At 66.2% G+C, this 12,546-nt stretch carries 9 protein-coding genes; 6 read left to right on the forward strand and 3 right to left on the reverse strand.

Annotation, left to right across the window (positions count from 1 at the left end):
* Positions 1-23: 23 nt before the first annotated feature.
* The 4 genes from trmB (at position 24) to ACFWZ4_RS14240 (ending at position 5,666) form a co-directional block, all read left to right on the forward strand.
* A complete protein-coding gene (gene trmB, locus ACFWZ4_RS14225) occupies positions 24-731 on the forward strand; it encodes a tRNA (guanosine(46)-N7)-methyltransferase TrmB (RefSeq protein WP_439705326.1) in 708 nt (235 codons plus the stop codon).
* 373 nt (positions 732-1,104) lie between these two features.
* Positions 1,105-2,922 carry an SLC13 family permease gene (locus ACFWZ4_RS14230; protein WP_439705359.1) on the forward strand — a complete coding sequence of 606 codons (1,818 nt, stop codon included), beginning with the start codon at positions 1,105-1,107 and terminating at the stop codon, positions 2,920-2,922.
* Positions 2,923-3,151: 229 nt separating this feature from the next.
* Complete coding sequence (locus ACFWZ4_RS14235; protein ID WP_439705327.1) at positions 3,152-4,333, forward strand: MraY family glycosyltransferase; 1,182 nt, start codon at positions 3,152-3,154, stop codon at positions 4,331-4,333.
* Positions 4,334-4,703: 370 nt separating this feature from the next.
* Positions 4,704-5,666, forward strand: a complete 963-nt coding sequence (locus tag ACFWZ4_RS14240; protein ID WP_439705328.1) for an ATP-grasp fold amidoligase family protein — start codon at positions 4,704-4,706, stop codon at positions 5,664-5,666.
* A gap of 334 nt (positions 5,667-6,000) precedes the next feature.
* Here the strand turns inward: ACFWZ4_RS14240 and cysN are convergent, their stop codons facing one another.
* The 3 genes from cysN to ACFWZ4_RS14255 form a co-directional block, all read right to left on the reverse strand.
* Entirely contained in the window at positions 6,001-7,905 is a 1,905-nt protein-coding gene (gene cysN / locus ACFWZ4_RS14245; protein ID WP_439705329.1) for a sulfate adenylyltransferase subunit CysN, read from the reverse strand.
* Complete coding sequence (gene cysD, locus ACFWZ4_RS14250) at positions 7,905-8,882, reverse strand: sulfate adenylyltransferase subunit CysD (RefSeq protein ID WP_439705330.1); 978 nt, start codon at positions 8,880-8,882, stop codon at positions 7,905-7,907. The genes cysN and cysD overlap by 1 nt, the downstream gene beginning before the upstream one ends.
* 340 nt (positions 8,883-9,222) lie before the next feature.
* A complete protein-coding gene (locus ACFWZ4_RS14255) occupies positions 9,223-10,077 on the reverse strand; it encodes a hypothetical protein (RefSeq protein ID WP_439705331.1) in 855 nt (284 codons plus the stop codon).
* Positions 10,078-10,399: 322 nt separating this feature from the next.
* Between ACFWZ4_RS14255 and ACFWZ4_RS14260 the strand changes: the two genes are divergently transcribed.
* Together ACFWZ4_RS14260 and ACFWZ4_RS14265 are read left to right on the forward strand one after the other, a co-directional pair.
* On the forward strand, positions 10,400-11,263 hold the full coding sequence (locus ACFWZ4_RS14260; protein WP_439705332.1) for a hypothetical protein: 864 nt from the start codon (positions 10,400-10,402) through the stop codon (positions 11,261-11,263).
* A 286-nt stretch (positions 11,264-11,549) separates the two neighbouring features.
* On the forward strand, positions 11,550-12,443 hold the full coding sequence (locus ACFWZ4_RS14265) for an ATP-grasp fold amidoligase family protein (protein WP_439705333.1): 894 nt from the start codon (positions 11,550-11,552) through the stop codon (positions 12,441-12,443).
* The last annotated feature ends 103 nt before the right edge of the window (positions 12,444-12,546 follow it).

Genomic DNA, 12,546 nt, shown 5'->3' on the forward strand with positions numbered 1-12,546 from the left:
GCCATCGCACCCAGGCGCATGCCGTGAACGACCAGTCCGAACATCCCCAAAGCTCCCCCTACCTGCGCCGCATCCGCAGCTTCGTGCTGCGCGAGGGCCGCATGACGCCCGCGCAGCAGCGCGCCTTCGACGCGCACTGGGCGCGCTTCGGCATCGACTACACCGCGGCGGTACAGGACTTCGATGCGCGCTTCGGCCATGTCGCGCCGCGCGTGCTGGAGATCGGTTTCGGCAATGGCGAGGCCCTGGCCTGGGCGAGCGAACACGATCCAATGCGCGACTACATCGGTGTGGAAGTGCATGGACCCGGCGTCGGCCGGCTGATGAACGCTCTGGCCGCACGCGAGGCCGCCAATGTGCATCTCTACAAGCACGACGCGGTGCAGGTGCTCGAGCATGAGATCGCACCGGGGACCCTGGCCGAGGCACGCATCTGGTTCCCGGATCCGTGGCACAAGAAGCGCCACAACAAGCGCCGCATCGTGCAGCCGGAATTCGTCGCGCTGCTAGCCTCCCGCATGGCGCCCGGCGGCCTGCTGCACCTGGCCACTGACTGGCAGCCCTATGCCGAACACATGCTCGAAGTGATGGAAGCCGCGCCTGCCTGGCGTAATGCCATCGCGCCGGGCCTGTATGCCGAGAAGCCGGCCTGGCGCATCGAAACGCATTTCGAGCGGCGCGGGTTGAAGCTCGGGCACGGCGTGTGGGATCTGCTTTACCGCAGGGTTTGAGCTTGTGCGTCCTCCTGCGGGCGAGGGCCGGGGGACGGCCCCGGCTCGCAGGCGCTAGGCCCTGGGAGCCATGGTCGGAGCGCACTGCGGAAAATCTTCCGGACCGTCCACGCCAAGACTCCTCGCCGTTCCAGCACGGGGTTGGCCCGAAACACACTGGCCTCGGTCCTGTGGCTTTGCTCCTCCCCGTCCGGAAAGAAGTTCCAGGCGAGGCAAGCCCCGAGGTTCACCAGCCGCTGCGATGGCCCGCTTATACTGGCCGGCAAACAGGGACGGGCCGCCACCGCGTGAGGCTTCCACTGCACAATCCCATCCGCTTCCACCACCAGCCCTACCTGGACGCTCGCTAGTGGCCCTTGCGCTCACCCCCGAAATGATCCTGGTGCTCGGGCTGGTGGGCTTCACCATGCTGATGCTGGTGCTGGAGTGGATCCGCGCCGACATGGTGGCGCTGCTGGTGGTGGTGGTGATCGGCCTGACCGGGCTGATCCCCTCCGACCGCGTGTTCAATGGCTTCGCCGGCAACGCGGTGATCGCCATCATCGCGATCATGATCATGGGCGCGGGACTGGATCGCGCCGGCGTGCTTTCGCTGACCGCCAGCTTCGTGATGCGCATGGCGCGCGGCAAGGAGTCGCGCCTGGGCGTGGTGATCAACTCGGTCACCAGCCTGTTCAGCGCGGTGATCCCGAGCCAGGCGCTGGCCGCGCTGATGATCCCGGTGACCAGCCGCCTGTCCGCGCGCACCGGCGTGCCGATGTCGCGACTGCTGCTGCCGATGGGCTTCTGCATCCTGACCGCGACCAACACCACGCTGATCGCCAACTCGCCGCTGATCGTCCTCAACGACCTGATCGCCAGCGCGAACGCCAACCTGCCGCCGGGCGCGCACACGATCCCGAAGTTCGGCCTCTTCAGCGTGACGCCGGTCGGCCTGGTGCTGGCGCTGCTGGGCATCACCTACTTCTGGCTGTTCACCCGCAAGCTGCTGCCCGAGCGTGAGGACGAGCGCCTCAAGGTCACCCCGGGCCGCACCGAGAGCTACTTTGCCGAAACCTACGGCATCGGCGGCGAGACCGCGGAGCTGACCGTCACCGCCGAAAGCCCGCTGGTCGGCATGAGCATCGGCGAGGTCGAGCAGTTGCATGGCGCGCCGCTGATCCTGGCGATCAAGAGCGGCAACGACGCGCGCATGGCCCCGCCGGTCGACTACGTGATCTGGGTCGGCTCCGTGCTTGGCGTGCTTGCGCCGCGCGAGGAGATCAACCACTTCGCCAACAACCAGCTGTGCAAGGTTTCGCCGCGCATGCGCCAGCTGGGCGAACTGTTCAACCCGACGCGAGCGGGCATTTCCGAAGCGGTGCTGCCGCCCTCCTCGCGCTTCCTCAAGCAGAGCGTGGGTGACCTGCGCCTGCGCAAGCGCTACGGCATCTCGGTGCTGGCGGTGAACCGCGGCGAGCAGGTGTTCCGCGATGACCTACGCGGCGTGAGCCTGCGCGCGGGCGACACGCTGGTGCTGCACTCGAGCTGGCGCGACCTGGCGCTGGCCGCCGAGGACAAGGACCTGGTCGTCGTCACCGACATCCCCAAGGAAGAGCAGCGCCCGGGCAAGATCTGGCAGGCAGTGGGCTTCTTCCTGCTCGCCAAGTGCCTGGCGCTGTTCACGCACCTGGACCTTTCGGTTGCGATGATGACCGGCGCCATCGGCATGCTGCTCACCGGCGTGCTGAACATGGACGAGGCCTACAAGGCGGTCAACTGGAAGACGATCTTCGTGACCGCCTGCCTCATCCCGCTGGGCTGGTCGATGGACGCCACCGGCACCGCCGCCTGGCTGGCGCAGGAAGTGCTCGACAAGCTGGGCGGCGCCTCGCCGTGGGTATTGCAGACGTGCCTGGCCGTGCTCACCCTGCTGTTCTCGCAGGTGATGTCCAACGTGGGCGCGACGGTGATGATGGTGCCGATCGCGATCAGCGTGGCGGTCGCCACCGGCGGCAATCCTTCCGCCTACGCGCTGATCGTGGCGGTATCCTCGTCCAACACCTTTCTGCTCAGCTCGGGCCACCCGGCGCTGATGATGGTGGCCGGCCCGGGCGGCTACCGCGGCAAGGATTTCCTGCGCGTCGGCGTGCCGCTGACGCTGTCGATGCTGGTGGCCACGCTGGTCGTCATCAACCTGCTTTTCGACTGATTCTTCACTGAATCGTGAAGCGGACGCGACGGGTCCGCAGGCCCCGCCCTTGCAGGCCAGTCGCGCCTGTTTCCTGTTGACGAGAATTGCACTGGGGCCTGCTTACTCTCCCCGGAAGCCCCTTCACCGGGGCCAGGGAACGGGGATATCCGGTTTTTGCCTGCGTATGCAGGTGGTGCCGTGTCAGCGACGGGAGAGTTACGTCTGCAGGCATGGCCCGATCAGGACGATGGGACTAGCCACTATGCAGTACTCCCGGATACTTATTGCTTGTCTGACGGCCGCCTGCGTTTCTGCGCTGGCGATCGCCATTCTCTATCGGTTCGCCGGCTCCTGGGGCCTGGTGGATCGTCCCGATGAACGCAAGCATCACGTCGGCCACATCCCGTTGATTGGCGGACTGGCCGCCTTCATCGGCGTCCTCGCCGGTGCCGTGGTCGATGGGCAGGCCCACCTGTTCACCAGCGTGTTGCTGGCCACCGCGGCGGTGCTCGCGGTGGTGGGTGCGCTCGACGACCGCTTCGACCTGAGCGTGCGAGCCCGCCTGCTGGTGCAGACGGCCGCGGTGCTCACCATGGTCGCGGTGACCGGCGTGCAGATCCACACGCTGGGCCACCTCTTCGGCCACGAGTTCGAACTGGGCGTGTTCGGGATCCCGCTGACGGTGGTCGCGGTGATCGGCCTGCTCAACGCCTTCAACATGATGGACGGCATCGACGGCCTCGCCGGCATGCTGGCACTGGTCAGCATCGCTGCCATCATCCTGTACCAGGGCCAGCCCCAGTGGCCAGGCGTGATCGTCCTGGTCTTGCTGGCTGGCGCGCTGGTGCCCTACCTGGCGGCGAACCTGGGCCTCGTCGGCAAGAAGATCTTCTTGGGCGACGCCGGCAGCATGGTGGTGGGTTACATCCTGGCGTGGACGTTGATCCACCTGAGCCAGAGCGGGAACAATACCGAGCTGTCCACCATCGATGTGCTCTGGTGCGTGGCCCTGCCGGTGCTCGACACGCTGCAGGTTCTGGTTCGCCGCATCCGCGAAGGCAAGAGCCCGTTCAAGCCGGATCGCGGCCACATCCACCACATGATGCTGCGTGCAGGTCTTGGCCCGCGCACCACGCTGGTGGCGCTGGTGATGTTCGCCATCCTGCTTGCGCTGACCGGCATGCTGACCCACTCGCTGGCCCCTGGCAGCAACCTGATCGCCTTCGGCGCACTGTCGGCGATCTACGTGACTGCGACGGGACGCATCTGGCAGAAGCAGCAGTCGGCGCCCTCGGTGCCTCAGCCCCGGCCCACGCTGGAAGCGGCAGCACTGCCGAGCAACGTGGTGCGGCTGCGCTCGTCGGTCACCCTGCTGTCCACCTACGGCAAGAACAACCGCGGCCCCAAGCGCGGCTCAGCGGCCAAGTAGGCATCTCCGCCGGGCGCCGTGCACGGCCGTAGCGCCTCTTTCGGCTCCCCGTGGCCGGCCGCAGGAAGACACATGCGGCCGGTCCGGCAAACCGGCCGGCGACGCCCCACCCAGTCGCCGTACGACCGGCAGCAGCCTCTTCCGCATGTGTGCGTCCGGCTCTCCATGACATTGCACGTTGAATCGACCCCGCACGCCCGAAAATCACTGTCATCCCATTCCATGGAAACCGCCAGCGCGTGAGTTTGACCGTCCATCCGAAAATGCAGGAGAGCTTGCCGCCCCGGCTGCAACAGAGGGTCGGCGGACAAAACCGGGCGAGCGGGGACGCGAACGATCGCGCACTTCCCGCTTCGCAACAGGCGACACGATGACGACGCGGAAACTCAAAGCCTTCAGGGAACAGGTGTCGCCGCTGGTGATGGCGCTGCCCGATTGCGCTTTCTATCAATACAAGTACCTGATGACCCACGGGCGGCCCTGCCACTTCGAGTTGCCGCGCCGTTTCTCGGAAAAGATCTTCCATCGCATGCGCTATCCCTCGCCGCTGTTCTCGCGATTGGCGGACAAGGTCGAAGTACGCGGTTACGTGGCCAACGCGGTGGGTTCGCAGTATCTGGTGCCGGCCTACCTGATCGCCGAAAAGGTGGGCCCGGAAACCTTCGACACCTTGCCGGGCTGCTTTGTGATGAAGGCCAACCACAGCTTTGGCCAGTTGCGCATCGTGCTGGACAAGCGCGACGAGGATCCCGTGGCGCTGGCCCGCCTGGCCAACGAGTGGATGACCTCCGAATTCCCGATGCGGATGCGCGAGAAGCACTACCGCTACATCCGCCCACGCATCATCTTCGAACATGCCCTGCTGACCGACGGCCGCCCGCCGGCCGACTTCAAGTTCAACGTGTTCAATCCGGGCCCTGGCCAGAAGCCCTACGTCTTCATCCAGCACATGCAAGGACGCTTCGAACACCTGACCCAGGACCTCTACCTGGAGGATTGGCGTCCGGCCCCGTTCCAGTTGCTGCACCAGAAAACCAGCGGCTGCGTCGCTCCGCGGCCCGAGCAACTGGACGAGATGCTGCACGTGGCGCGCAAGCTGGCCGAGCCGCTGGGCTACATGCGCGTGGATCTCTACCTGCACCAGGGCCGCGTCTACGTGGGCGAACTCACGCTCACGCCTGGGGCTGGCCGGTACGTGTTCGAGCCCAGGGAGTGGGACGAAGCGCTGGGTGCAAAGTTCGGCTGGCCCGAACCCGGCCCGTACGCGGATCTTCCGCCGAGCGGCAGGACTGCCACGGCGCCGGCGACGCACGTGGCCAGCACCCTCGATTGAGGTGATTTCTGGCCGCCTCCGGCAAAGGCCCCCAGACGGGCTCGGATGACGCGAGCAGCTTTCTCCCCCTCCCCCTCGAGCGGGTTCGAGCTGGGGATCGCACTGGCCTCTGTCTCACGCATCGAGCCGCGTAAAGAGTTGTCGGGGCGAGGTGTCGCACTGCGTCGGCCACGCACAGAGGCGCGTGAAAAGTTGCCGTCACCAGCAACCTCCCCGCGATTCCCCACCCCCGAAGGGAGCGGATTCAAACAGGCAACGCGCAACAAAAAGCCCTCTCCCTGGGAGGGAGAGGGCTCAGGAACGCGGGGCGTTTATACGGGCCGCAGGGCCGAAGTCACTGCCCGAGCAGGCCGTCGATGATCCGCTGGGCCAGTTCGTCCACCGAAGCGCCCATCGTGTCCAGATGCATCTCCGGGTTCTCCGGACGCTCGTAGGGCGAGTCGATGCCGGTGAAGTTGCGGATCTGTCCGGCCTTCGCCTTGGCATACAGGCCTTTGGGGTCGCGTTGCGCGCACACTTCGAGCGGCGTGTCGACGAACACCTCGCGGAATTCGCCGTTCTCGAACAGGCTGCGCGCCATGCCACGCTCGCTGCGGAACGGACTGATGAACGACACCATCACGATCAGGCCCGCGTCGACCATCAGCTTGGACACCTCCGCCACGCGGCGGATGTTCTCCACGCGATCCTCGTCGGTGAAGCCGAGATCGCGGTTCAGGCCATGGCGCACGTTGTCGCCATCGAGCATGTACGTGTGATAGCCCATCGCGTGCAAGCGCTTCTCCACCACGTTGGCGATGGTCGACTTGCCCGAACCGGACAGGCCGGTGAACCACAGGCAGGCCGGCAGCTGGCCCTTGATGCGGGCGCGCGCCGTACGATCGACGTCCGTGTGCTGCCAGTGGATGTTGTCCGCGCGGCGCAACGCGAAGTTGAGCGTGCCGGCGGCCACGGTGGCGTTGGTCTGGCGGTCGATGAGGATGAACGCGCCGAGCTCGCGGCAGTCCTCGTAGGACTCGAACGCGATCGCGTGGTCGAGACCGAGGTTGCAGTAACCGACTTCGTTGAGTTCCAGGCGCTTGGCCGGACGCTTCTCCTGCGTGTTCACGTCGACGCGGTGCTTGATCTCGGTGACCTGCGCCGTGACCATGCGCGCGCCGATCTTCATCCAGTACGGGCGCCCGGGAAGCAGCGCGGCGCTGTCCATCCACAGCAGGTGCGCGGCGAACTGGTCGGCCACCTGCGGCGGCGAGGAGGTGGCCGCGATCACGTCGCCGCGGCTGATGTCACGCTCGTCCTCGAGCTGGATGGCGACCGCATCGCCGGCGACCGCGCGCGGCAGGTCGCCGTCGGCGGTGACCAGGCGCGCCACGCGCGAGCGGACGCCGCTGGGCAGCGCGACCACTTCGTCGCCCGGCGCGATGGAGCCGGCCACCACCTGGCCCGCGTAACCGCGGAAGTTCTGGTTGGGGCGGCACACCCACTGCACCGGCATCCGGAAACCGAGCTTGCTGGCGACGCGCTCGACCTGCACCGTCTCCAGGTGCTCGAGCAGGCTGGGGCCGTTGTACCAGCCCATCACCTGCGAGCGGCTGGAGACGTTCTCGCCCGCCAGCGCCGACAGCGGGATCGCGGTGACGTTCTCGATACCCATCTGCGCCGCGACCAGGCGGTAGTCGCTCTCGATGCGCTTGAAGGTGCTCTGCGCGTAGTCGACCAGGTCCATCTTGTTGACCGCCAGCAGCACGTTGCGGATGCCGAGCAGGCTGCAGATGTAGGTATGGCGGCGGGTCTGGGTCATCAGCCCCTTGCGCGCGTCGACCAGCACCACGGCAAGGTCCGCGGTGGAGGCGCCGGTGGCCATGTTGCGCGTGTACTGCTCATGCCCGGGGCAGTCCGCGACGATGAACTTGCGCTTGTCGGTGCTGAAGAAGCGGTAGGCCACGTCGATCGTGATGCCCTGCTCGCGCTCGGCGGACAGGCCATCGACCAGCAGCGCGAAATCCAGTTCGCCGTTCTGCGTGCCATGGCGCAGGCTGTCGCCCTCGAGCGCGGCCAGCTGGTCGTCGAACAGCAGCTTGGTGTCGTACAGCAGGCGACCAAGCAGGGTGCTCTTGCCGTCGTCCACGCTGCCGCAGGTGATGAAACGCAGCAGGCTCTTGGTCTCGTGCCGCTGCAGGTAATCGTTGATCGCGGTGACGGCGTTGTCCGGCTGGCTGTCGGTGATTTGCAGATCCATCAGAAATACCCTTCCTGCTTCTTCTTTTCCATGGAGGCCGAGGCGTCCTGGTCGATGATGCGACCCTGGCGTTCGGACGTACGCGCGATGAGCATTTCCTGGATCACCGCCGGCAGCGTGTCGGCGTCGGACTCGATCGCCGCGGTGAGCGGGTAGCAGCCGAGCGTGCGGAAGCGCACCTTGCGCATCTGCGGCACTTCGCCCGGCTCCAGCGGCATGCGGTCGTCGTCGACCATGATCAGCTGGCCGTCGCGCTCGACGATCGGGCGCTCCTTGGCCAGGTACAGCGAGGGCACCTCGATGTTCTCGCGGTAGATGTAGAGCCAGATGTCCAGCTCCGTCCAGTTCGACAGCGGGAACACGCGCACGCTCTCGCCCTTGTGGATGCGCGTGTTGTAGAGGCTCCAAAGTTCCGGACGCTGGCTCTTCGGGTCCCAGCGGTGCTGCGCGTTGCGGAAGGAGAACACGCGCTCCTTGGCGCGGGATTTCTCCTCGTCGCGGCGCGCGCCGCCGATGGCCGCGTCGAACTTGTACTTGTCCAGCGCCTGCTTCAGCGCCTGGGTCTTCATGATGTCGGTGTGCACGCTGGCGCCGTGGCTGAACGGGTTCACGCCCTGCGCCACGCCTTCCTGGTTGGTGTGCACGATCAGCCGGCAACCGGTTTCCTTCGCGCGGCGGTCGCGGAAGGCGATCATCTCGCGGAACTTCCAGGTGGTGTCCACGTGCATCATCGGGATCGGCGGCGGCGCCGGGTAGAACGCCTTCTGCAGCAGGTGCAGCAGTACCGACGAATCCTTGCCGACCGAGTAGAGCATCACCGGGTTGGCGAACTCGGCAGCCACCTCGCGCATGATGTGGATCGCTTCGGCCTCCAGTCGCTTCAAGTGCGATGAAGCGGCAAGGCGCTGGAGGTCGTTGTCCGGCGCCTGTTCGGGGCGCGGGAGGGCGTGGTCTTGGGGCGTGGCGGCCAGGGTCATGGGCAGTCCTGTTGCGGGGAGGCGCCAAGAAGGCAACCGTGACGTTGCATCTTGGGCAAGCGTTTGTGAAAGAAATCGGTAGCTATGCGTTATGCGATTCCGGAACAAGGACCCGTCAGGGGAGTGCCTTCCTCCAGGCCGGGACGGCTCCGCTTCACCGCCGGCACACGCCTTGTGAACGAATACCGGCGGACTGGGCAATTCTTTCAACGGCGGCGTCGATGTGCTGTCAGCACCGCGTGCTCGATAGATGAAACGGCGGTGGCGGAACGTCCAATGACAAGGTCTGGCGCACCGCACGCATTTGGTTGTCTGGATGACCGATGCGTGAACGCAGCCGCTAGACCGGCGCGGTCGCGCGCCGATCGCATGCCCCGGCCCCCGGCGCGAGGTAGCCGAATTTCTCAACGATCAGCTTTTCGCGCTCTGCGACGAGCCGCTCGGCCGCCGCGTCGTAGTAGTACTGCGCGCCGTGCTTCTTGGAAGACGCATTGGTCTTCGGGCGCTGCCGGATTTCCTCCACCGTCGCCGGCGGCACGGCGATGTTGGCGCGCGCAAGGGCGTCGAGCAGGTCCGATTCCAGCCGCTCGTTGCGGACGAAGCAGTCGATGAAGCAATCCCTGCTCTCGTGCGCGGCCAGCTGCTCCGGCGTGGCGACGGACATCAACGCGCCCAGCCCGCCTTCCCGGCAGGTGAACAGCTTCATGTAGCGCCAGGTCAGCAGGCCGGCAACGCGGCTGGCCGGCCACTTCCAGTAGCCCTCGCCGACGTCGGGCCAGTAGGTCGGATCGTGCAGCATGTGCAGCCACTGCCGGAACGCCCCCGGGTCGTTGGCATCGCGATAGGTACGCCGCCACTCGTGGGCGTGCCGGTTGGGACGGCTCTGCAGGAACTCGGCCAGCGTCTGCATCGGGTGCTTCTTCCAGCCACGGCCGCGACCGCGCCAGCCCTCGGTGGTGACGTTGAAATAGACCGTGCCCTTGCCGTCGCAACCGTAGGCCCAGTGCGAGACGTACCAGTCCCACGGGTTCCGGATCGAGCCGAGGAAGAACCGGTCGCCGGTGAACAGGTGCGATCCGGCCTGGTTGTGCTTGTCGATGAGCTCGCCGCCGACGATCTCCTTGAGCAGCTTGCGGATGTGCGTGCATCCGGTCTTCTGCAACTCCACGAAAACGACCCTGTCGGAAACAAACATAGCGGCTCCATCGGTGGTTGTTGCCCGCAGGCGGTGGCATCCGTGCATGCGGTCGGCGCGGGGCACCCGTCGGCGCCACGAAACGCCGGGACGTTGCCATCGCGTTTGTCGTAGGCGGGTGAATCGGCGGTCGCCGCGCGGCGCAAGCGAGGTCAGCAGTTCACCCCTCTACGACAGTCCGGATGGCAACGTCCCACCTGCGGTGATCGCCCCCTGCGGACGCCACACGCTGTCGGCCTCGATGCCTGCCCGCGCCACGGCGCGGGCGCGCGCGGGTCGGTCGGCTGGCGTGGCGCGTCGGCTCAAGAAACCTGGAGTCCCTATGTTCGTTTCCGACAGGATCGTCTTTCTCGAACTGCAGAAGACCGGATGCACGCACATCCGCAACCTGCTCAAGGAGATCGTCGGTGGCCGCCTGGTCATGCGGCACAACCAGGCGCCCGCGGACCTGTTCGCCGGCGACCGGTTCTTCCTCGGTTCGGTGCGCGATCCCTGGGACTGGCACGTCTCGCTCTGGGCCTACTGCTGCGACGGGCGGGGCGACCTTTACAGCAACCTGAGCACGCCCGGCATCCGGTGGCGCGACCACGGCTGGAAGCGGGACTTCTTCTCCGTGCTGCGCCTGGTCATGGGCATGCGACCGAACTGGCATGCGAAGGAGTGGAAGCGCACCTTCCGCGACGTCAACGACCCGGCCGCCTTCCGCGAGTGGGTGCACATGCTCCACGACCCGGGCTATTGGCGCGACATCGGCGAGGGCTACTGGAGCTGTCCGCTGAACCGCTTCGCGGGCTTGCTGACCTACCGCTACATGCGCCTGTTCACCTGCCGCAAGAACCAGTTCGGCACGCTCAGGACCGTCACCACGCCGAAGCAGTTGATCGAGCACGAGCGGCAACACTGCTTCGTCGATCGCTTCATCAGGAACGAGCACCTGGAGACCGACCTGCTGGAGGCGCTGCGGGCCGCGAACGTCGAGGTACCGAAGCAAAAGGCTGCCGAACTGATGGAACGGCCCAAGACCAACACCTCTTCCAAAAAGCGCGGCCCGGCCTACTACTACGACGCGGAGACGGAAAAGCTTGTCGGCGACCGCGACCGGTTCATCGTGGAGAAGTTCGGGTACCTCGCGCCGAGCGCCCGGGCTGCCTGCGACCAGGCGCAACGGGCGCGGCAGCCGATCTGAATCCTGCGGCCGGTCACGCCACCCGGCCGCCGCCCTCGAAACGCGGTGTTTTTCGCATGCGTCCACGAACACACGATGCAGCTACCGGAACGCAACGCGTCGTCGCACTGGAGGCACTCACCGGCAGGCATGCGCCGTGATGACGAATCCGGGACCTTGAAGTAGAGTCGCCCCGCTGCCTTCGGGCGGTGGTGGGAGCCCGACCAGGCGCGTCATGGATTGCACGAAACCAGCCTTGCGTACCTTCCATGGACGTGTTGCCGGAAGGACAGGAAGAGAGAGCGTCATGAAGATCCTCGCGCCCAAGAAGGCCATCAAGCGCCTGTTCAATTCGCTCCCCGACGCTGGGTTCTACCAGTACAAGTCGCTGCAGGTGCACGGCCGGTTCTGCAACTTCCGCAACCCGAAGCGCTTCTCCGAAAAGATCTTCTACCGGATGCGCTATCCGGAACCGGTGTTCACCATGCTGGCGGACAAGGTCGCGGCCAGGGACTACGTCGCCCGGACGATCGGCTCGGATTACGTGGTGCCGGCCTATCTTTCCTGCGACGCGGTCACGCCCGAGACCTTCGATGCCTTGCCCCAGGCATTCGTGATGAAGACGAGCAACGGCTTCGGACAGGTGAAGATCATCCGCGACAAGCACCAGGAAGACCTGGCGCAGCTGGCCGCTTTGGCCAACGGCTGGCTCGCCGACGGCGCAGCCTCGCGCAGCCGCGAAAAGCACTACCTGTCGATCCCGCCGAAGATCCTTTTCGAGAAGGCGCTGCTGGACGGCGACGACGCGCCCGACGACTACAAGTTCAACGTGTTCAACGCGTCGGGGCAGGAGCCGTTCGTTTTCATCCAGCACATGCACGGCCGCTTCCGCGACCTCGAGCAGCAGCTGTACCTGGAGGACTGGTCGCCGGCGCCCTTCCAGATGGATCTTCCGCTGCTGCGGCCGAGCACCGGCACGACCGAGAAACCCCAGGCGCTGCCCGAGATGCTGGCGCTGGCGAAAAAGCTCGCGCAGCCGTTCGGCTACCTGCGCGTGGATTTCTATGTGCACCAGGGCAAGGTGTACGTCGGCGAGCTGACGGTCACGCCGGGCGCCGGAACCTACGTGTTCACCCCGAAGGACTGGGACCGGTCGCTGGGGGAACGGTTCGGCTGGCCGGAGCATCTGGCGCAAGCCTGACGCCGTCGCCCGCGCGGCCGCGCGGGTGCCGCAGATGGCCTGACCCAGCAAAGGCAAAACGCCCCACCGGGGCGTTTTGCCTGTCTGCGGCGCGACCTGGATC

Origin of the sequence: Frateuria sp. GZRe12 (assembly GCF_051900535.1) — a bacterium.
Taxonomy (GTDB): Bacteria; Pseudomonadota; Gammaproteobacteria; order Xanthomonadales; family Rhodanobacteraceae; genus Frateuria_A.

Coding starts and splice junctions, on each gene's coding strand:
- ACFWZ4_RS14240 (WP_439705328.1), top strand. CDS start 4,704: ATGACGACGCGGAAACTCAAAGCCTTCAGGGAACAGGTGTCGCCGCTG.
- ACFWZ4_RS14255 (WP_439705331.1), bottom strand. CDS start 10,077: ATGTTTGTTTCCGACAGGGTCGTTTTCGTGGAGTTGCAGAAGACCGGA.
- ACFWZ4_RS14230 (WP_439705359.1), top strand. CDS start 1,105: ATGATCCTGGTGCTCGGGCTGGTGGGCTTCACCATGCTGATGCTGGTG.
- cysN (WP_439705329.1), bottom strand. CDS start 7,905: ATGGATCTGCAAATCACCGACAGCCAGCCGGACAACGCCGTCACCGCG.
- ACFWZ4_RS14235 (WP_439705327.1), top strand. CDS start 3,152: ATGGGACTAGCCACTATGCAGTACTCCCGGATACTTATTGCTTGTCTG.
- ACFWZ4_RS14260 (WP_439705332.1), top strand. CDS start 10,400: ATGTTCGTTTCCGACAGGATCGTCTTTCTCGAACTGCAGAAGACCGGA.
- ACFWZ4_RS14265 (WP_439705333.1), top strand. CDS start 11,550: ATGAAGATCCTCGCGCCCAAGAAGGCCATCAAGCGCCTGTTCAATTCG.
- cysD (WP_439705330.1), bottom strand. CDS start 8,882: ATGACCCTGGCCGCCACGCCCCAAGACCACGCCCTCCCGCGCCCCGAA.